Here is a 20,762-nt window from a genome sequence, read left to right as displayed (position 1 = left end):
TAGAATTGATTGGCCCCGGTATGCTCGGGGCCAATCTTGTTTAGTTATTGTTGCCAAAGAAGAACCCAACTGAGTTCCCATCGGGGTCTTTGGCGTAGAAAAAACTGCCGGGTGGGATTTCAATTGCTTGGGACGTGATCTCTCCGCCCGCGTTCTCAACCCTCTTCATCACCTCTTGTAGTGTACCTTGGGCCGCCAGGTGAAGGGTTGGTCCGCTGCCATCAATGGCTGGTTTTCCAGGGTACAGGTGCAAAGCAATTCCAGATTGGCAATCAGCGGGTTTGAACATTGCAATTGGGTTTGGACCGCTGTCGTCGATGCTTAGATCTGCGCCCGTGACGGTGCCATAAAATTCGCAGGCTTTGGCAAGATCAGTGACAGGCAGTTCGCCCCAAACCAAGAAATCCTTGGGAGAGTATGTCATGTTGGTATGTCCTCTGTTTTGACCTCTCCTAAGTGACATTGGGTGCTGACAGTTTTTGTCATCAGCAAGCGGGCTTGACCTGAGCCAACAACAACGGCACTGATTTTGAAAAAGGATGGGAGTGATCATGTCGTTGGATATCAAATTCGTACGCAACCAATTTCCAGCATTTGCTGAGGCAACGTTGCAAGGGCAGGCGTTCTTTGAGAATGCAGGTGGGTCGTATACCTGCCAGCCAGTGATTGACCGGCTGATGCGGTTTTACACACAGCGCAAAGTTCAACCCTATGCACCTTATGAGGCGTCAATGTTGGGCGGCGCCGAAATGGATGAGGCGCGTCTGCGTCTGGCGGCAATGATGGGTGTTGAGACGGATGAGCTGAGTTTTGGCCCCTCGACCACGCAGAACGTTTACGTGTTGGCACAGGCATTTCGCAAATTCATCGGCCAGGGCGAGGCAATTATTGTCACCAACCAGGATCATGAAGCCAACACCGGGCCATGGAGACGCTTGGCTGATGAAGGTATCGAAATTCGCGAATGGAGGATCGATCCGCAAACTGGCAGTTTGAACCCGGCTGATTTGGAAAACCTGTTGGATGAAAAGGTCCGTTTGGTATGTTTTCCTCATTGCTCGAACGTGGTGGGTGAGATCAACCCCGTGACTGAAATCACCGCAATGGCCCATGCTGCCGGTGCTTTTGTTTGTGTCGATGGGGTTTCCTATGCACCACATGGGCTGCCGAATGTGGGTGAACTGGGTCCGGATATCTATCTATTTTCTGCGTATAAAACCTATGGCCCCCATCAGGGGATCATGGTTGTGCGCGACGCGTTGTCAGCGCTGTTGCCGAACCAAGCGCATTATTTCAATGCTGAGTCTGGATACAAACGATTTACGCCTGCTGGGCCTGATCATGCTCAGATTGCTGCCTGTGCCGGAATGGCTGATTACATTGACATGTTGTGTAACCATCACGGCGGCCCCGGTGAGGGACCAGCGGAGCGCGCAGCCTTTGTCCATGATTTGATGCGCAGACATGAAGTGGAGCTGCTACAACCCCTTCTTGACGCCGTGAAGTCGCGTAATGACGTAAGGCTGATCGGTCCTGCCGATGCGGCCAATCGGGCTCCGACTGTTGCCCTGCAGCTTAATGTACCGGCTGAACCCGTAGCGGCCAAACTAGCTGAGAGAGGCATTATGGCCGGTGGTGGTGATTTTTACGCGGTCCGCGCGCTGGAAGCACTGGGTATCGATCCGACATCTGGGGTTCTAAGGCTGAGTTTCACGCATTACACCTCGGAAGCTGAGGTTCGTAAACTGATCGCTGCATTGGATGAGGTGCTTTGAGCAGGCCGGAGTTGCAGGGCAGAGCAAATGTTCTGCCCGAATTTGCCTGCTAGTGGTCTTCGCAGGGGCAAAGTTTCAAGGAAAGAAGTGAAGTTTTGGCCTATGTGCTTGATCTGCACACCGTTTAGCGAGAGTTTGTTGGGAACAAATTCTTGCTGACCTACACCTAAAGGGAATTCGCCTTAATGCCTACCGGAGCTCGTTTGACTGCTGCCATTTGCCTGGCTCTGCTTGCGTTTATAATCTCGGGGCAGGTTATGCCGTTGATGCCCGAAGGAACAGACTTTGGCTATTTCACGCCTCTGAACATTGCGATCGGCCTGATCACTGGCTGGGTTGTCGTGGGAAAACGGGCTGGGCGTGGTACGGTTTCTGCAATTAACAATGGCGTTGGCGGCGTTGCCGTGATGTTGTTCTGGGGGCTTTTTGTTCAGGGCGCATATGAGATGTTCCGCCTGGCAATGCGGAACCGCTATGACGGGCCCTTTGAAGCCCTAGGGGCAATCTTTGTTATCGGATTTGACTATGCGACGGTCATTTTTGTGCCAAACATCATTATAACGGTCGTTGTAGGGGCTATTGCTTCGGGGTTGGTAACCGAAAGCGCTTCGCGTCGTTGGCGCTAGTTTTACTTAAAAATCAAAGGAATACAAAGCGTGGCTGATCTCTTCTTCTACGGCACTCTGCGCTATGCCGGTTTATTGGAGTTGGTCCTTGGGAAATCCAAGGCCAGTTTGGACATTTCTGACGCAACCCTAGCGGGGCATGGCGTATTTGCGGTGGTGGACCAGATCTTCCCTGCGATTGAGGCACGAGGCGATCACATTGCGGCCGGGGTTCTGGTGCGTGGATTGAGCCAAAAGGATGTAGACGCGCTCAACTTCTATGAGGGTGGGTTTGATTACGATCTCAAGGACGTGGTTGTTCAGCTTGAAGGAGGGCGCACCGCTGCGGCCCAAGTGTATTTCCCGGAGCCTGGATTATGGCAGACAGGCGAGACCTGGGACCTGCAAAAGTGGATCTCCGAATGGGGCCCACTGACACTTCGCGCAGCCAAGGAAGTTATGGCGTATCAGGGGCGCAGGTCAGCGGCGGAAATAGCGAAGTGTTTTCCATCGATCCGCAAACGCGCTGCGGCCTGGTTGGCGGCGCAGAACCGGGCAGGGGATCCCGAGCATGACTTGAGCAGTGATGTTGTGGTCCATGCCCATAAGCACGCCCATATTAATTTCTTTGAAATGCAAGAGATTGACCTTCAGTTCCGACGCTATGACGGCAGCTTAAGCCCAGTGATAAACCGTTGTGCAGCACTTGTGGGACGGGCGTCTGTGGTGCTTCCGTATGATCCGGTTCGGGATGAAGTATTGCTGATCGAGCAGTTTCGCGCTGCAACTTATATGGCAGGTGAGCCGCGCCCTTGGATGTGGGAGGCGGTGGCTGGCATGATCGATCCAGGTGAAACCCCGGAACAAGCCGCCCACCGTGAGGCAATGGAAGAGGCCGGTGTTACATTCTCAGCATTGGAACTGGTGTCCAATGCCTATCCATCGAGCGGCGCTTCGGGAGAGTTTCTGCATGTCTTTGTTGGGGTCGGCGATCTTTCCAAGCGCGAAGTTGGCGGCGGAGTTGAAAGCGAAGCTGAGGATATTCGCTGTGAGGTCATCACGTTTGATGCGCTGATGGCTGGAATTGACAGCCAAGCCTATCAAGATATGCCGCTGGTAACTGCGGCACTGTGGTTGGCACGTCATAGAGATCGCCTGCGCAAGGACGCAAACAAACTCATCTGACCTTGAGGTTGGCTTGGGCCTTGGCTACATCTGAGTTGATTGATTGAAAGGGATACCATGCGCATCGCAACTGATCTGGCCGACGCGATTGGCCACACTCCACTTATCCGCCTGAATGCAGTTAGTGAAGAAACTGGCTGTGAGATTCTGGGTAAAGCAGAATTCATGAACCCTGGACAGTCGGTCAAGGACCGCGCTGCCCTGTATATCATCAAGGACGCCATTGAGCGCGGTGATCTGAAACCAGGTGGCACCATTGTTGAAGGCACCGCGGGCAATACCGGTATTGGGCTTGCTCTGGTTGGCGCCTCGATGGGGTTCAAGACGGTGATTGTGATCCCGGAAACCCAGTCCGAAGAGAAAAAAGACATGTTGCGCCTTGCCGGGGCTCAATTGGTGCAGGTGCCTGCAGCACCTTATCGCAACCCCAATAACTTTGTGCGCTATTCCGAACGCTTGGCCAATGAGTTGAACAAGACCGAGCCCAATGGCGCGATTTGGGCCAATCAGTTCGACAACGTTGCCAACAAGCTGGCGCATGTGAAAACCACGGGCCCTGAGATCTGGGAGCAGACAGATGGCAAAGTCGACGGCTTTATCTGCGCGGTTGGTTCGGGTGGAACCTTGGCTGGTGTGGCCGAAGTTTTGCAGCCCAAAGGCGTGAAAATCGGCATGGCGGATCCTATGGGCGCGGGCTTGTATTCTTATTACACCACGGGCGAGATGGTGATGGAGGGCGGATCGATCGCCGAAGGGATTGGCCAGGTGCGCATCACCAAGAACCTGGAAGGGTTCAAGCCGGATATGCCGTATCAGATCCCGGATGAAGAGGCTGTGCCCTACATCTTTGATCTGCTGCACGACGAAGGCCTTGTTTTGGGCGGATCGTCTGGGATCAACATCGCCGGGGCTGTGCGTATGGCGCGGGATCTAGGACCAGGTCATACCATTGTAACGGTGCTGTGTGACTATGGAACCCGTTATCAGTCCAAACTGTTCAACCCCACGTTCTTGAAAGAAAAGAACTTGCCGGTGCCAGATTGGATGACCCACACTCCAACCGCAATTCCGGGTGTGTTCGAAGACGTATGACCCAGCTTATGAACATCGCCCGGTTTGGCCTAGCAGCTATTGTTTTTGTTGTTTTTCTGGCCGGGGGTGTTCATGCGCAACTGTCCGCGACTGAGCGGGCCTATTATCAGGCTTGGTTAAAGACCGCTGAACGGGCGGAACAGGTTATTGACCAGAACCGGGCCTCGTCGGCTGCTCTGGAGGTTTTGCGTCAAGAGATCGCCGGTTATCGTCAGGATTTCAGCAATGCGCGGGATGACAGGGCTGACCGCATTAGCACGCTAAATGCCCAGCTCAGTGCCTTGGGACCGCCCCCTGCTGAGGGAGAAATCGAAAACAGCGACTTGTCATCTTTGCGGACCAGCTTGAACGAGCAACTGAACGCATTGAAGGTGCCGCGTGTGGTTTCCGAAGAAGCCCACAGCCGTGCCAATGGGCTGATCGCTGAAATCGATGGCATTATCCGCAAACGCCAGACCAAAGCATTGATGCAGCGTGGACCCTCGCCATTGAACCCTGAGTACTGGCCCGGGGCGTGGAGCGAGTTGGCAGGTGCAGCCACCGCAATCTGGAACGAAACCCTGCGAGAGGTGTCCAGCGATGTAACGCGTGAAAACCTGCAGAACAAATTACCAATCATTCTGAGCTTGCTGATTGCCGGTGCAGTCTTGGTGTTTCGCGGTCGTGCATGGGCTCAGATGGTTGCACAATACTTGGCCCGCTATGGCAAAAAGAGCAACGATGTCAGGAGGTTTGTTGCCTCTGTTGTTCAGGCGGTCTTGCCATTTCTGGGCGTAACTCTGATTGTGCAGGCCGTTTCGATTGCCGATATTTTTGGGGTTCGTGGAACCATTCTGTTGGATTCAGTACCCGTTTGGGCAGCGATTTTGATTGCGTTCCATTGGTTGGGATTACAACTGTTTGCCGGGTCCGACCAGAATGATCTGGTCCCATTTCCGAAGGGCCAGCGGGCCGAGATGCGACTGTTGATAGAACTCGTCGCAGTCATGCTGGTTTTGCGGTATTTCCTGCAACAGGTTGAACAGGTTGAGATACTGGCCGAGACGACAAGGGCTGTGCTTGCATTCCCTATTATTGTAACGACAGCGTTGTTGCTGGTTCGCTTACAGCGTATTGGCCTGAACCGCGTTCGCGAAGTAACGCTTTCTGGTGAAACCGGGATTATTGTTGGGGCCAACAAACTTGTTCGGGCCATACGCCGTGCTGCCTATGTGCTGGGGGTGCTTTCGCCAATTTTGGCCGCGTTTGGCTATATCCTTGCTGCCGAAGCGATCATCTATCCGGTGGTTATTACCCTTTTTGTCATGTCCACGTTGCTTATCCTGCAGCGGTTCATTGGCAGTGTGTACGCTTTGGTTTCAGGCAAGCCTGAGGCCGCCCAAGATTCACTTTTCTCGGCGCTGGTTGGGTTTATTCTGGCTTTATGCGCGGTGCCGTTGCTGGCACTGATCTGGGGGGCTCGGGTTGCGGATCTGACCGAGCTCTGGTCACGGTTCTTGGACGGGTTTCAACTTGGAGAGACCCGGATTTCGCCCAGCTCATTCTTAATGTTCGTTTTGGTGTTTGCTGCCGGCTATACGGTGACACGCCTTGTGCAAAGTAGTCTGCGTAATTCGCTGTTACCCAAGACAAAACTGGATGCTGGTGGGCAAAATGCGGTTGCCTCAGGCATAGGCTACGTCGGAATTTTCCTTGCGGCTGTTATAGCAATATCCTGGGCTGGTTTGGATTTGTCATCGCTGGCCATTGTTGCTGGTGCTCTCTCGGTTGGGATTGGTTTTGGTCTGCAAACCATTGTCTCCAACTTCGTGTCTGGCATTATTTTGCTGGTTGAGCGACCTGTGTCCAAAGGGGATTGGATCGAGGTTGGTGGAATGATGGGCTATGTGCGCGACATCTCGGTCAGGTCTACCCGGATCGAGACGTTTGATCGTACTGACGTTATTGTTCCGAACTCGGACCTAATCACTGGAACCGTCACCAATTATACACGTGGCAATACAGTGGGCAGGGTCATCGCACCGGTTGGAGTTGCCTATGGCACCGATCCGCGACGGGTGCAGGAAATCCTGCTGGAAATCGCCAAAGCCCATCCGATGGTGTTGATGAATCCTGCGCCCAGCGTGGTGTTTCAGGGCTTTGGCGCAGACAGTCTCGACTTTGAGATCAGAGCTATCTTGAGAGATGTTAATTGGGCGCTGTCGGTGCGGTCTGATCTCAACTTCGAAATAGCGCGCCGGTTTGCCGAAGAAGAAATCGAGATCCCATTTGCGCAGCGCGATATCTGGTTGCGTAATCCTGAGGCGTTAAAGGATGTTGCAGGCTCTTCTGCGCCCCAGCAACTTCGAACACCTGAGAAACCTGACCAAACCGACTTGAAAGATCCCGAGGGTAACGATGACGACTAAATCCCTTTTTCAAAATGATGCCTACCTGCGCACTGCCTCAGCAACCGTGCTGTCTCACAGCGCTCAAGGAGGAGTGGTTTTGGATGCCTCTCTTTTCTATGCAACTGGTGGTGGCCAGCCCGGAGACGGTGGGCAGTTGACTTGGGAAGGTAAGAACTGCGCTATCGAGACTGCGATCAAGGGTGAAGATGGGGCGATAGAGCTTATTCCGGGGAAGGGGCAGCCACTGCCGCCAGTTGGAGGCACCGTGGTTCAGGAGCTGGACTGGGATCGCCGCTATGGTCACATGCGCATTCACACGGCGCTGCACCTGTTATCTGTCGTTATTCCATTGCCAGTCAGCGGCGGGTCTATCGGTGTTGCCAAAGGGCGCTTGGATTTCAACATGCCCGAGGCTCCTGAGGATAGAATGGCGTTGCAAGATCAGCTGCAGGCCTTGATCAACCGGGATCTGCCGGTGACAGATGACTGGATCACAGACGCAGAACTCGCTGAAAATCCGCAGCTGATCAAGACGATGTCCGTTTCACCACCACGTGGCGCGGGCCGGGTGCGACTTGTCGGTATCGGCACAGGAGACGACCAGGTGGATTTGCAACCTTGTGGTGGAACACATGTTCGATCCACCGGAGAAGTGGGTACAATTCGGTTGGGGAAAATTGAAAAGAAGGGTAAATTGAACCGCCGGGTGTACCTCCATTTGGAGGGATGAGAATTTCGCAAAAAGAGCGAATTTTTTCGCAGGTTATCTCTTGCATTCCCTAAGCGTATCGTTCAAAAGTCCGCTCAATGGACAGGTGGCCGAGTGGTCGAAGGCGCACGCCTGGAAAGTGTGTAGGCGGGAGACCGTCTCCAGGGTTCGAATCCCTGTCTGTCCGCCACTACCCCTTGTAGATAATTGAAACATCACGATAATTTTGAAGGTTGATTTTCTACCCGCCAAATAGCCTGCCTAAAATCAAGTGTTGTTTTGAGCTTGTTTACGAGTTCATCGAATTCAAAATCATACGGTAGATTTTGACTGCGGGAAGCTATGTTTTATCGTGTTGATTTATACTCTGCTTGTTTGAACTAAAACGCCGCCTGATATTCTAAGGTAAGGCTGAATTGATGTTGAACAGAAATTCTATTCTGGTGTTCGCTAAGAAGGGCGGTGAGTGGAACATCGCTGTATTGCGCAGTCAGCGCACTTTCAGGAAACCTCAAAGAAAATGATTTTGCTCTCACCGGCCTAGATTCCATGCTGCTCGGCTAAAATAGAAAGGCGTCTGAAACTTTGATCGGCTGAGAGATTTGGGGCTGCTTTATAAATCTTGTCTAGCAGAGTTCGCAAATCGGGATACAGATAGTCCACTTCTGTCGGTATCGACGCATCTAGCAACTCTAAAACTCCTTCTGGGTGCTCACTGGGCAAATTTGATTCGGAGAGCAAAGTGAAAAGGTAACTAAGGCTATCTATGGGGCCTAAGTGGTTCTTGAAACAAGCAAATGCTTTCTCAAACGCAGAGCTTGATATTGCCGACATTTGGGCAAAATATTGGAACGCTTGCTGTGTGCGTGCTTTCTGTTCGTTTGGCCAAAGTTTTTTAACAAAAGGTATAACTCTGTTTTCCAAGTATTCGGTCCTTTGGGCTCCCGCACCCTGTACTGCATTGAACAAAGAATGAGCGATTTTCCCTAAGCATTCCGAAGGAAGCTTGGCAATCGTGGCCTTGAGTTCCGTTGAGCTAAAAGCGGAACTCTCAGCCAGCGCAATGTAAGTTAGGAAGCTCGCATACTGGTTCAAATATTGTTGTTCAAAATCTTTGATATGGTCTGGTATTTCGAGAAACGGCTTTTTGAGGGCTTTAAGCAATGGGTGATACAGTCTCGGAGCATGTAATAGGCTGCCCCACATAGCGGCAGCTTTTGGGATGTCCAAATCCCAATGAAACGCTGGAAGTAAATGTTCCTCAGTCCACTTTTGATCAACTCGGAATAGAGGAATTACTTGTTGAGCCAGAAACACAGAACCTATCCAAAGTGCTTGATGCTCTGCATCACACATTTGGCTAAACCGGGTCTCGATTTCCTTTGGAAGTCCCTGACCGTCTTCCAGATCTGTCGCAAACCACCAGTTCAGAAGTGAACTTGCCGCGCGGCCAACAGGATGATTTATCGCGTGATTGATAGAAATACCTTCAGGATCATTTTCCTCTTTGGATCCAAATTCTATTATGCGATCAATAAGCACAAAGAATTGCTCCTCGTGCGTTTGGATGATGCACAAGGGCGCCGCGACGACTGTCGGATTAACGGCTAGAGTAAGTTAAACTCGGGATATACGTCAGTATGTCGAAAACTGTTTTTCCTGATATCAGACCATCAAGTTCGCGGATAAACTGATGCAATGGAAAATAATAATCGAAATTGGCCTTCAGGCTCATAACCTGAAGGTCGTAGGTTCAAATCCTACTCCCGCAACCAAAAAAATTACAGTAAGATCAATTCACTAGCGTCCCTCGGGGCGCTTTCTGAGTTTGGGCTCCTAAACTCGTGGAAGCACTACGGAAGCTTATGGGGGCGAAAACCAGCGTGATCTATGCGCAACAGGAAAACAAGAGCCAGCAACAATTCGAACCTGCCATTCCTGTCAATTATGCCTAACATCCGCTGCCAGCCCAATCGAGACATTCGTACAAGTCGCAGTGCCGCAATGGGATATCCACGTGAAGTAGGAGGGAAGCGGCATTTTGCAGTGAAGGCGCTGAACAATTAGGCAAGCGCTGGTCTTTGAATAGAGTGTTCCTTTAGTTTGAGGCGTGCCTGCGTGCCCAGATCGGCTCCCTGAAAAAGTCCTCCATCAGCGCATAGCCTGTTCTCCAACTAAAGAGTCAGAAAAAGTCGGAAACTTTACAACTCAATTCATTCTTCTGCATAAACCTCGACGAACTCCTTAACGGCATCGAAGCCTTGTTCGACCGGCTTGATGAAATCTTGCCCAACAAACACGCCCGCGCCAAGTGCCCGCTGTTCGATGCTGTCGCAGAGGTCTCCGAACTCAATGGCTCCTACGGACCTCATGGATGACTTGAGTTTGTGGGCCAGGAAACCAGCAGTCTTTTGGTCGTTGTCTCGCAAGGCCTTTTGAAGTTTCTGTATCTCTGGACCCGTACTTGCGACCAGTTTTCGCAGTGTTTGCGCAAAATACTCCTTGTCCTCGAACCCAAGTATTTCCACCATGACAGATGGATCGACAGGTGCCGATTTCGCCGCAGTCTGGACGTCTTCTTCACCAGTTCTTCGATAATCCGGGTTCTTCTGAGTATTTGACCAAGTGGTCTGCAGTGTTTCACTCAGCTGCTTAAGTGTAGTCGGCTTAGAAAGGTAATCATCCATACCAGCAGCAAGGCACTTCTCGGATTCTCCTCCCATCGCGTTAGCGGTAATCGCAATAATCTTTGTTGGAGCGCGCTCTTCTTCCTCTTCGACAATTCGAATTCGTCTGGTCATTTCAAAGCCATCCATCTTGGGCATATTGCAGTCTGTCAGCACTAATTCGAAATGTTCGGCTTTCCATTTCTCAAGCCCTTCGCAACCGTTTATTGCGATCTCTGGGCAATAACCCAGAGATTTTAGTTGCATGAAAATCACTTCCAAGTTGATTTCGTTATCTTCCACGAGCAGAATTTTTGGCCCTAAACCCCTCTCAGCGGCTACTTTTGCGATATCTGCCTCAGCCTCTTGTTGAAAAGCTGCAACGTCTACCCGTTCGGCCAGTACTGCAATGCCTTGGATCAGTTCGGATGGAAGGAGCGGATATCGTTGAACCGCCAAACAATCCGGCAGGCTACAACGATCGACCTCTTCTTGTTCAGCAACCAAACACAGAAACCGAATAGGCTCATCGCCATCAGAAACAGCTGTTCTAACGCGCACGTCTTCGGAAAATGTATCGAGCGACAAAAGAACGATAACCTCGTTCGTCACCGCTGAAACCAAGGACTGTAGCTCAGCCTCAGTCTCAGCATATACTATACTTGACTGATGATGCTCTATGTAGTCCGAGAGCGTTTTGCGATTAATTCCTTCATCAACAAGAGCCAGCACATTTAATCCAGAAATGTCGGGGTCCGCATCTACGCCAATCGTTTCCACATAAGGCAAGGTCACTTCGAACATGCTCCCCTCGCCATACGTACTTTCAACGTTGATCGTTCCTTTCATGAGTTCAATTATGTCTCGGGTGATAACCAGCCCCAAGCCGGTGCCGCCATAGCGCCGGGTAGTTGAGTCTTCGCCCTGCGTAAACGCTTGAAACAGAGTAGTAACTACATCTTCGGTCATTCCAATACCGTCGTCACTGACACTTACCTTCAACAGGTTTTCCCTTGAGTAATTGGCAAGAAACCTGACCCGGCCGGGAAGCTGGTCAGCTTCCCGGCTGGAAAACTTCAGTGCATTATTCAGCAAGTTCACAAACACTTGGCGGAGACGCACCGGGTCGCCGAGAATAAAGCGTGGAATTCTGGGGTCCAATCGGAAAGTTATCCGGACATTATATCCTTTCGCGATTGGCCGAAGGGTATCGACAACCCCTTCAAGAAAATCGCGAAAATTGATGGGCACAGATTCAAGCGATACTTTGCCCGCTTCGATTTTAGACAGGTCGAGAATGTCGTCGATGATCCGAAGCAACGACATGGATGATCTGCTAATAGTTGCCAGCATGCGCGACTGCTCCGGCTGCAACTCGGTCTGAGAGAGAACTTCAGCCATCCCAACGACACCGTTCATTGGTGTCCGAATTTCATGTGACATATTGGCGAGAAATTGAGATTTCGCATGATTGGCCGCCTCAGCTTTATGGGCCACCTCTCTCAACTCCTGCGTTCTCTGCGTTACACGTGCCTCCAGAACATCCAGGTCTTTGTTTTTCTCACGTTGGTAGTTTTGGATGGACGCCTCAAGGATATCCAACTCATCGCGCTTGTCTTTGTTGTTCTTCTCTCCTTTTGGATCGACCAACTGTCCTGGGGCAAAATCTTCAACCGTTTTTGATATATTCTCAAGTCGTTTGGTCAAAAGGAAATAAAATGCCGCCATCAGCGCAGCTGCCAGCGCCAGACTCCGGATCACCCCGAAAAGAACAATTAGCCAGATACGGTTTAAAAAGTTGCCATAGGCAAGATAAGGGGCCACCCAGACTTTCAAGGTTCCAACTGGATCTGAATGACCTTCGACATAGAGCTCAATGGAATGAACTGACGGTTGACTATCAAGTATAACGTCTTCAATCCAAGGTTTTGCAGGCTCTTTCTTGGTGGTTTCCATTCTGGCAAGAGAGTTACCAAAATCGGTCTCAATCTCGGCTTGTACAATTGCCTTATATTCAAACAAGCCAGAAACAACTCTACGAGCAAGTGGGCTCTCAAGGCCAAAAGCAGCTTGGGCGGCAGAGTCACGTACTGCATTCAAAAGTTGAGAAACGGTCACATCTACCCGCTCTTTTTCACTTCTGAAATCCAGCCAAATCTGCAATCCACTCAGAAGCAAGCCCAGAAAAAAGGCAAGGAACACAGCCAGCCGCACCTGTTTGAACGAAAGACGATTGGTGAGCCGTACAGTCATTCTGTCTTCAACACTTCGTTGATGTTAATAAGCAACCGCTTCCACTTTTTTCTGTTTTTGATTTCTGGCTTTTCATTGTTTGGGACTTCGGTGCTTATTTGGTATGGAGACACAAACTTTTTCTACTGCATCAAACTCGAAATACCGTGGAACTCGAGTATGTCGTTCAGGGTTCCGTCTTTACGCATTTCGGCAAGAGCTTCGTTGAAGCGATCTCTAATTTCGACGTGATCTGGGCGCTCTCTGGAAAAAGCGACATGCATAGGGTTTTCCTGAAGCGCTACCTCAGAGTATTTCAGGCTATCCACCGCATCCGGATATTCCGCCGCTACAGCATAGCGTGCTGCTATCTCCTCGGCAACGATGACGTTTGTTCGACCAAATATCAATTTGCGCAAGCTTAGGGAAAGCGTTTCCGACTCCTCCCGGACGAAAAAATCCGCATTCTGGAACTCTTCTGGGTAACCATAACCCGCAGTGACACCGACAGTCTTCCCCCTCAGGTTGTCCAGCGATTTGAAGGTAAAATCGTAATCGTTGCGATGAATAAGAACAATGCGGCTGGAAATTATTGCGTCGCTATACTCCAGTTCTTGTTCCCGTTCAGGAGTTGACCAAATTGCGGTAATGACGTGGTATCGACCACTCACTGTTCCGGCATAGGCTCGGTTCCACGGAACGATGGCTACCGCCACCTCGTATCCCGCACGCCCAAGTGCCTGCATAGTGACATCAGTAATGATACCCCCCCTGGGCAGGGTTTCGCCTTTGTAGGGAGGCCAATAATTATTGGTCAGTATCAGCGGCTCCTCTTCAGCCGTTACCGATGAGAAGGGCAGCAAGGCAGTTGCAAAAAACAATACCAATCCCAATACGATCCTATTGGTCATTTTGTCCTCCAAGCTTTCTGCCGCTACACACTTTCAAACGGATATAGGTGTCATTTATCCCTTTTGGGTGATCCCTCAAGTACCCATTTTGAGGGAAACTCGGGTCTGCTCTAGTTATCCCGCCAACGTCTTTTTCCCACCAGTATCATAGACGCTTTCTATATCCTGATACCAAACTCCAATCACTCACCTGCAGCACCATGATAGTTCTCGACGCCCTTGTATCTGGGATTGGATAAAAATGTCGTTGCTGAGATTTGGGTTTTCGCTACCTACCCACATACTAAAAATCGGCTTGTTACACATATCCTGAAATTGGGCGGTATCCGCTTTATCCGGAGTAGCCAAACGCAACATAGAAGAGGATCATTTGAGTATGGTAGGAACTCCATCAGAATTGGGGGCGACAAGCCTTTGGCATTCTGTCCTCACATCTCACGGATCGGATTTTAGATGGATCGATCTGGCTCGATTGGCCAATTTTTGCAGTTGTTTTGGCAAGGCGTGAAGCCGTTGGGCCTTGAGCCTCCGGGCACAGCTGTTAGTCGCGGTGAAGTCGCCTGTGTGCGTGCGCAACTGCTCGTGGATGTCTTAGAACAAAATACTGGCTGGTGGCGTCAATCGCCCGAATTTACAAGATCCGCTTTCTGCGCAAAGCTGCTATTGATGCTGGGTGCAGCAAATGTCGGCTTTCTGTCCTTTATGCCAGTCTCATGTGAGCCGGTGTTTTCCAGCGCCTTACCCATCCCGTCGTCAACTGGAGCCGGGTGCTCCTTTGCTTATCGGCATAGCGCTTCAACGTGGTCTTTCAAGAATTCGTCGAAACCGTCGCCTGTCACGCCAGAAATCGCTGCGCGGGTAATATATACTCCGCCAAGCAGAGCGTCTAATTCTCGCTTTTTAGCGGCTAGGTTCGCCTCAATGACGTCGCTTGGTAGAACTCCGGCACAATTTTGTGAAGATCATTGGCTATCACCGCTTCAAACTGCCGCCAGAGTGCATGAACCGGCCAGCGTGCACGATTGCGATCTGCGGTGGGGATGTAGTAACGCATGCGACCTAGGGCGTCGTTGAAGGCGTCTCCGATGATGTCGCGAACGTCGTGCCAATTGCGCATCTCAAATCGGTTGCGAAGTTGTTTGGAGCCAAGGCGCAGTTCAAATCGCCAGACTTGGCTCTGGTCACGATCACGTAGGTCTAGCGGGGGCTTACCCTTAGCAGCCAGAGCGGCATTCCAGATCGTTAGCCAGCCCATCTTGTTCGTCTGGAGAACTTCGGCGCGCTTGTCGTAGATCGCCAATTGGCGGCTTGAGACTGCCCCTGCCCGCAGGCCAGTCACGCGTGAGCCACTGGACATCGTCGCGGTTTCATCAACCCCAGTGTATTCGGTCACCTTGGCTTTAGGCGGCACAACAAGGGCCTCGCGGCTGGGTTCGAACCATGGCGCGAGGAAGTCTACTGCAAAATCGGCACGGGTTACACGTAGCTGGGTTTCCACATACTTGATCCCGAAAGCCTCCATGCAGTCGCGAAAGTGCTGCTCCGCGTGTTCCAAACCACCAGTCGCCAAGCCAAATGCACGAAAGTCCACAGTGATGCCCGGTGTGTTAGGTATGCGGTCTTCTGGGTCTTGGAATAGCCAGACGGCACCGTGGTCGCCTGTATGGGTGGTAAAGCCTCGTGCGCCATTGTTGGTCACGTTCAGGGTGATTGTACCAAATTTGAGAATACAATCACCATGCGTTGCTTTGGCATACTCTTTGGCGGCAGAAAATTCGTCACGAAGGGCAGGGGGAATATCAGCCAGAACAGAAAACCTAAGCCCATCAAACCCAGAATGCAGGATCATTGCGGTCAATTACTCTCTCCTACAGTTTTGTATTCGTAGAGGGGGGTTTAGACCTACGTCGCTACATGTTGGATCAGCGCAATCTGCGCGTCGCGCATAGCGTTGATCCAACATGCTGACTTGAGCGTGCATTTGATCGCCCTAATCATGTTGACGTGTTGCTGCATCGACGGCTGTCGATCCAGGCGCAAAGCTCACTTCGCCGATATCGTACAGAACGCCCGATCTTGAAAAAATCCGGACCAAATCCAGTGACACGCCACTTCTGCAACGTGCGAACAGATTGACAAAGAGGATCAGCCGCGTCCGTTTCTGGTAACAACTGATCAGGATCAGGGATGTGTGAAGTGATCTGCATATGCGCTCTTATACGGGCTATTGCGATATGAGGAGGCTAAGTAGTTTGGACCAAATATTCTGCCAGAATCGCTGGAAGATTAATCGCGGATTTCCGGTTTTCTTTTCCATTTGAGATATTGGTTATGTGAATATATCAGCTTCTTCATTTCATTGAGTACGCGTGACGGCGGAGTGGCAGGATCCATTTTCGTATAGATCTCAACGCACATTATGGCAGCGTCAGAGATGGGACACCCGTCGGCTGTAACGTCGCGAGTGAAATTGCGCTGTAGCTTTCCACCCCAAAGTTCGCGCATCTGAAGAACCCACTGCTCTAGGGGCCAGTCTTGTTGAGGTCCTCGTTTCGCCGGTGCCGCGATAAAGGCGGTTATTTCAGCGCTTTCCATTAGAGTTAGTAGCACGTCCTTCAACTTGGATATGCTCAAATTGGTAGCGGGGTCAGGATGGTTCTGCGCGGTAATCACAGGATTGGGTCGGCCCATGTGATCACGGTAATCATAGTTATAAACATCGTAATCAATTCGTGACATGTGAGGCTCGGCCTCGAAATGTTTGCACGCTTTGTACATTATTTCCCACAAGTCCTCGGAAACCGCTTCTAACTGTTCTTTGAGCTGCCAAGTCGCATCGATCAGCGAGCCTAGTTCCGTTCTCATTTGCTGCTTGGTGAGCTGAAGCTCGGGGGCACCGCGGTGCCTCTGCCAATTCCTCGCATATGAAAGTACGTTGCTTTTGAAAATCTGTCGTTCCTCGCCAAGCACTTTCAGCTTGTCACACAGCTCTTCAAGAAAAGTATCAGTGAGGGCTTCAGGAAGGGGCGGAACTGGAAACATGGCAAACTCACAAGCAAAACAAACTAACTGGAACAGGGCTTTCAAAGGCTATTGAAAACCAAGTGCTGTGTTCAAGGCAGAAGCGTTTTCTTCAGCGGCTCGTCTCACGCTGTCATCCGCCAAATGGGCGTATCTCATTGTCGTCTGCATCTGCGTATGACCAAGCAGTCGTCCAACCATCTGATTAGGCATTCCAGAGGACACAGCATTCGATGCATAGGTATGTCGCAGGTCATGGATGCGGACATCGGGTATCCCAGCTCGGTCCCGGATACGCCGCCAGGGGGGCTGTAAGTCGGTAGCATATCGGCCGGGAAGCTTGCCTGCGACAACGTAAGGATTGCTAGAAAGCCGTGGAAGGGTGCGCAGAACCAATCTAGCGACTTGGGGGAGGGGAATAAGCCTCGCTCCGGTTTTTGTGTCTGGAAGCTCCAGCCCGCTGTCTGTGATGAACTGCCATCGCAGAGTTTGTATCTCACCTAAGCGACAGCCTGTCAGGATCAACAAACGGAAAGCGGCCACAATGTAAACGGACTCGCTGCCATCTTGTTCCACATCCGTCAGGACTTGTCCCAATCGCTGCAATTCACTCTGACTGAGATAACGCTCGCGTTTTACCTCGCGATACTTTGGGACATGGCGACAGGGGTTAGACCCATCTGGCCGTAAACCCCAAATTTCCGCTAGGTTGAACATCTTTGACAGTACACCCAGCGTTCGGTTGGCTTGGTACGGCTTGTCTCTAAACTGGTGGTGCAGTTCGGCAATGTCTTTGCGTTCCACATCGACGACTTTGAAACTGCCGATGGCTGGAGCAATGAATAGATTGATGGCGCGGCGATACTCTCTCTGCGTCGATGGCTTGCAGCGTTCTTTGACGTGGCTTTCAAAGAAGCGTTCACACAGCGCAGCAACAGTTGGTGCTTTGCGGTGCTGGGTGATTTCTTCTGCTGGGTTCTCGCCCTTGGCAACTCGTCCCATGATCGCTTTTGTCAGCTTGCGGGCTTCCTCGACAGTAACCTTGCCATGACGCCCAACCGACACCCGCCGCGTGCGTCCGCCCTTGCGGTATTGGGCGTGGTAGGTCTTTGCTCCGGACGGTAGAACCCGCACACCAAACCCCGCAATCTGGCTGTCCCAGACAAAGTAGTCTTTCGTCTCTGGAACCAGTGCTTCGACGCTGCGTTTGGTGAGCTTACCCTTGTCCTGACCCTTACCTAGAAAACTCGTACTGGAAGCATTGTGGAAGCAAATGGAAGCAAGCCACACAGTAAGGCGTAGGAGTTGAGCGCAGGTCGCGTCAAATTAAAACGCACAGTTACAATGAGATAGGGTAGGGAGGCGAATTATGGGGTAAGTGGTTCAGGGCCACTCAAGCTATCTCATAACCTGAAGGTCGTAGGTTCAAATCCTACTCCCACAACCAATAATATAAACCACAGAACAACATGTTAAACCGCGCTTCATGGCCGAACTATGGCGGACTGATACACTGCCGATGCACACTCCATCCTAAACTGACTAGATAGTTGAATCACACGGCCTGATCCTTGAGATCTTATAAGACTAAGCGCGAAACCGAAGGCGCAAAGTGGGCGTTCATGGAAACTGCTGATGCACCAAGCGCCACGGATAAGTAGCCAGCCGCTCCGTTCTGAATCCGCTTAGCATCGGTACGCTTTGACAACGAAATTGGAAATGGGGCAGCCATTTGGAACAACAATTTGAGGAAGTTCTCAGGTGCTGTTCCTCCGACAATGATGGTTTCGGGATCAAGCATCAATTCCAGAACATTCACGGCCTGATGGACCCTTGGAGTTACAGCCTTGATCCAACCAATGATTTTCTCATCTTTTGCGTCTACCAACTTTGATATCGTTGTGAATGTTGATCTGTCATCACGCGGCAATCCTAGATGGCGACAAAGCGCATCGATAGATAAATAGCGTTCCAGGCAGCCAGAATTCCCGCAGGGGCAGGGCTCTCCACCAAGTTCAACAACTACGTGACCAAGTTCCCCGGCGTTTCCCTGCGACCCGGTATAGGGGTCGCCTTGCAAGACAAAACCAGCACCCAGCCCTACACTGAAATGCAGGAAGGCAAAGTTTTCTACGCCCCGGCCTGTGCCATAAAACCCTTCACCAACGGCTGCCGCTGCAGCATCATTCTCCAGCACGATAGGCAACCCGAGATTTTGCTCAAGCGTGGCCAGATTCTCTTGTGTTCCAAATGCATGAAAACTGGTTGGATCTCCCGTTAGGGCGATTTCGGCCCCAAAGGGTCCCGCTGTTGCAATGCCGCATCCGACAACGGAAGCGAAAAGATCCGTGTGGTTCTTTCGAAAAGATTCCACGAGCTCTGCAATTGCGGAATTTGCTGCTTCGGGAGTTGTCGATGAGAGGGAGCAATCTGAAGTCCAAATTTGCTTCCCGTCCAAATTACAAACCACTGCTGTCGTGTGCGTTCGGTTGACGTGAATACCGAAACTGAGTGCTGCATTTTTGTTGAGTGAAACCTCCATCCCGGGATGACCGCGGCCAACAATTTTACTGGCTGTCATCTGAACCAGATCCAGTTCCTCAAGCTGCGCAACAATATTCTGAATTGTTTGGCGCGACAGCGATGTGACCTGCGAAATCTTGGTTCGCGAGATCGGTCCTTGGGTTCGAATCACTTCAAGCACAACACTATGATTGTGCGTCTTGGCCCTACGAAGATTGGTCCCTGAAGTCCTAAAGGAATGGGATTTGTCAGTTTTTTCCATGGTCTACCTGCGAATCTAAAGCTGACACACAAGCACGTTCTATTTTTTAAAACAAATTGACAAATAAAATAGAAAGGGTCATAAAGCCTTCCCATCAGAGCACGTTGCTCACCAAAGGGAGGAAGACATGAAATTGATTAAGCTCATGGCCGTAACGGTCTCTACCACAGCGCTGATGGCATCTGCTGCACTGGCCGACACCACATTGAACGCATTGTTCATGAGCCAGGCCGCTTATAGCGAAGACAATATTAAGTCGATGACCTCTGCATTCGAGGCTGCAAACCCAGGCACCAAGGTTGAGCTGGAATTTGTGCCTTACGAGGCCCTGCATGACAAAATTATCGCCGCATCCGGAGCAGGGGATGATGGTTATGATGTCGTTCTGTTTGACGTCATCTGGCCAGCTGAGTTTGCTGAGCGCGGCTTTCTGACCGACGTCAGCGACCGGGTAGCAGCGGATCTGACCAGCAAGATCTTTGATGGTGCTTGGACAACAGTAGAGTATGATGGCAAGCGCTATGGCATGCCTTGGATCTTGGATACCAAGTACCTGTATTATAACACGGAAATCCTAGCCGCCGCCGGTATCGAAACGCCGCCAGCGACGTGGCAAGACGTTTTGGCGCAGGCCAAAGTGATCAAGGACAAAGGTCTGGTTGAGTACCCTCTGGTGTGGAGCTGGTCGCAATCCGAGGCGATGATTTGTGACTTCACAACTCTGACCGCGGCTCATGGTGGTGCGTTCTTTGATGATGGCAAGCCTGCCTTTGAAACCGGCGGTGCAAAGGCTGCGCTGGATTATATGAAAACCTCTCTGGGTGACGGGCTGACCAATCCTGCTTCGCTTGAGTATTTCGAAGAAGACGTGCGTCGGGTGTTCTCGGCTGGCGATGCAGCGTTTGCGATGAACTGGACCTATATGAACTCGTTGGTCAATGACCCCGCCGAAAGCCAAGTGGCTGGTAAGGTTGGTGTGATGTCGGCACCTGGAGTTTCTGGCGTGTCCGAAGCGTCAGCGGTTAATGGTTCGATGGGCCTGGGAATTCCCGCCAACAGCCCCCACGCGGATGAGGCTTGGGCCTATATCACTCATCTGACCAACCAAGCAACGCAAGAGGAATTTGCCACTCTGAGCCTGCCGATCTGGAAGGGGTCTTACACACAGTCTGCGGTAACTGATGGCCAAGAAGATCTGGTTGCGGCGGCGGACAAGTCGATCGCTGTAATGTACCCGCGTCCGCTGGTCGCCTCTTATACAGAGGTGTCGAGCATCCTGCAGAAACATCTGCACGGTGCGCTGTTGGATCAGACCACCTCGGAAGAGGCATTGGGCAATGCAGCCAAACGCGTTGCACGCATTCGCTGATCTGAACGACTAACAAGGGAGA

At 51.3% G+C, this 20,762-nt stretch carries 15 protein-coding genes and 1 tRNA gene; 8 read left to right on the top strand and 8 right to left on the bottom strand.

The window, feature by feature from the left end; genetic code table 11:
• Positions 1–40 precede the first annotated feature (40 nt).
• Positions 41–424 (bottom strand): VOC family protein, encoded by a 384-nt coding sequence (locus tag AC2T28_RS22310; RefSeq protein ID WP_486750815.1) that lies wholly within the window; start codon positions 422–424, stop codon positions 41–43.
• A gap of 127 nt (positions 425–551) precedes the next feature.
• Here AC2T28_RS22310 and AC2T28_RS22305 point away from each other — a divergent pair, with 127 nt between their 5' ends.
• The 7 genes from AC2T28_RS22305 (at position 552) to AC2T28_RS22275 (ending at position 7,946) form a co-directional block, all read left to right on the top strand.
• A complete protein-coding gene (locus AC2T28_RS22305; protein ID WP_486750814.1) occupies positions 552–1,775 on the top strand; it encodes an aminotransferase class V-fold PLP-dependent enzyme in 1,224 nt (407 codons plus the stop codon).
• Positions 1,776–1,960: 185 nt separating this feature from the next.
• The gene (locus tag AC2T28_RS22300; protein WP_486750813.1) at positions 1,961–2,401 is read left to right on the top strand and encodes a TrgA family protein; all 441 of its coding nucleotides are present in this window, start codon (positions 1,961–1,963) and stop codon (positions 2,399–2,401) included.
• A 30-nt stretch (positions 2,402–2,431) separates the two neighbouring features.
• Positions 2,432–3,565 (top strand): NUDIX domain-containing protein, encoded by a 1,134-nt coding sequence (locus AC2T28_RS22295; protein ID WP_486750812.1) that lies wholly within the window; start codon positions 2,432–2,434, stop codon positions 3,563–3,565.
• A 57-nt stretch (positions 3,566–3,622) separates the two neighbouring features.
• Positions 3,623–4,657, top strand: a complete 1,035-nt coding sequence (locus tag AC2T28_RS22290) for a cysteine synthase A (RefSeq protein ID WP_486750811.1) — start codon at positions 3,623–3,625, stop codon at positions 4,655–4,657.
• Entirely contained in the window at positions 4,654–7,065 is a 2,412-nt protein-coding gene (locus tag AC2T28_RS22285; RefSeq protein ID WP_486750810.1) for a DUF3772 domain-containing protein, read from the top strand. Before AC2T28_RS22290 ends, AC2T28_RS22285 begins: the two co-directional genes overlap by 4 nt.
• A complete protein-coding gene (locus AC2T28_RS22280; RefSeq protein ID WP_486750809.1) occupies positions 7,055–7,777 on the top strand; it encodes an alanyl-tRNA editing protein in 723 nt (240 codons plus the stop codon). Before AC2T28_RS22285 ends, AC2T28_RS22280 begins: the two co-directional genes overlap by 11 nt.
• A gap of 79 nt (positions 7,778–7,856) precedes the next feature.
• A tRNA-Ser gene (locus AC2T28_RS22275) sits at positions 7,857–7,946 on the top strand.
• A 350-nt stretch (positions 7,947–8,296) separates the two neighbouring features.
• Here the strand turns inward: AC2T28_RS22275 and AC2T28_RS22270 are convergent.
• The 7 genes from AC2T28_RS22270 to AC2T28_RS22240 form a co-directional block, all read right to left on the bottom strand.
• Positions 8,297–9,298: a hypothetical protein gene (locus AC2T28_RS22270; protein WP_486750808.1), complete on the bottom strand. Its 1,002-nt coding sequence runs from the start codon at positions 9,296–9,298 to the stop codon at positions 8,297–8,299.
• Between the two features lie 671 nt (positions 9,299–9,969).
• Entirely contained in the window at positions 9,970–12,675 is a 2,706-nt protein-coding gene (locus AC2T28_RS22265; RefSeq protein ID WP_486750807.1) for an ATP-binding protein, read from the bottom strand.
• A 122-nt stretch (positions 12,676–12,797) separates the two neighbouring features.
• Complete coding sequence (locus AC2T28_RS22260; protein ID WP_486750806.1) at positions 12,798–13,565, bottom strand: substrate-binding periplasmic protein; 768 nt, start codon at positions 13,563–13,565, stop codon at positions 12,798–12,800.
• A gap of 907 nt (positions 13,566–14,472) precedes the next feature.
• Positions 14,473–15,423: a hypothetical protein gene (locus tag AC2T28_RS22255; RefSeq protein WP_486750805.1), complete on the bottom strand. Its 951-nt coding sequence runs from the start codon at positions 15,421–15,423 to the stop codon at positions 14,473–14,475.
• 428 nt (positions 15,424–15,851) lie between these two features.
• Positions 15,852–16,652 carry a hypothetical protein gene (locus tag AC2T28_RS22250; protein WP_486750804.1) on the bottom strand — a complete coding sequence of 267 codons (801 nt, stop codon included), beginning with the start codon at positions 16,650–16,652 and terminating at the stop codon, positions 15,852–15,854.
• Between the two features lie 3 nt (positions 16,653–16,655).
• Positions 16,656–17,861, bottom strand: a complete 1,206-nt coding sequence (locus AC2T28_RS22245; protein WP_486750853.1) for a tyrosine-type recombinase/integrase — start codon at positions 17,859–17,861, stop codon at positions 16,656–16,658.
• Positions 17,862–18,165: 304 nt separating this feature from the next.
• A complete protein-coding gene (locus AC2T28_RS22240; RefSeq protein WP_486750803.1) occupies positions 18,166–19,371 on the bottom strand; it encodes an ROK family transcriptional regulator in 1,206 nt (401 codons plus the stop codon).
• A gap of 127 nt (positions 19,372–19,498) precedes the next feature.
• Here AC2T28_RS22240 and AC2T28_RS22235 point away from each other — a divergent pair, with 127 nt between their 5' ends.
• Entirely contained in the window at positions 19,499–20,740 is a 1,242-nt protein-coding gene (locus tag AC2T28_RS22235; RefSeq protein WP_486750802.1) for an extracellular solute-binding protein, read from the top strand.
• The last annotated feature ends 22 nt before the right edge of the window (positions 20,741–20,762 follow it).

The sequence above is a fragment of the Parasedimentitalea nitratireducens genome, from assembly GCF_057444295.1.
The sequence above is the reverse complement of the archived record's forward strand: the minus strand, read 5'-3'. Positions and strand labels throughout refer to the sequence as shown.

Bases quoted from the DNA above. Each gene is read 5' to 3' on its own strand.
- AC2T28_RS22285 (WP_486750810.1), top strand. From the start codon at position 4,654: ATGACCCAGCTTATGAACATCGCCCGGTTTGGCCTAGCAGCTATTGTT.
- AC2T28_RS22290 (WP_486750811.1), top strand. From the start codon at position 3,623: ATGCGCATCGCAACTGATCTGGCCGACGCGATTGGCCACACTCCACTT.
- AC2T28_RS22310 (WP_486750815.1), bottom strand. From the start codon at position 424: ATGACATACTCTCCCAAGGATTTCTTGGTTTGGGGCGAACTGCCTGTC.
- AC2T28_RS22305 (WP_486750814.1), top strand. From the start codon at position 552: ATGTCGTTGGATATCAAATTCGTACGCAACCAATTTCCAGCATTTGCT.
- AC2T28_RS22280 (WP_486750809.1), top strand. From the start codon at position 7,055: ATGACGACTAAATCCCTTTTTCAAAATGATGCCTACCTGCGCACTGCC.
- AC2T28_RS22235 (WP_486750802.1), top strand. From the start codon at position 19,499: ATGAAATTGATTAAGCTCATGGCCGTAACGGTCTCTACCACAGCGCTG.
- AC2T28_RS22240 (WP_486750803.1), bottom strand. From the start codon at position 19,371: ATGGAAAAAACTGACAAATCCCATTCCTTTAGGACTTCAGGGACCAAT.
- AC2T28_RS22260 (WP_486750806.1), bottom strand. From the start codon at position 13,565: ATGACCAATAGGATCGTATTGGGATTGGTATTGTTTTTTGCAACTGCC.
- AC2T28_RS22300 (WP_486750813.1), top strand. From the start codon at position 1,961: ATGCCTACCGGAGCTCGTTTGACTGCTGCCATTTGCCTGGCTCTGCTT.
- AC2T28_RS22265 (WP_486750807.1), bottom strand. From the start codon at position 12,675: ATGACTGTACGGCTCACCAATCGTCTTTCGTTCAAACAGGTGCGGCTG.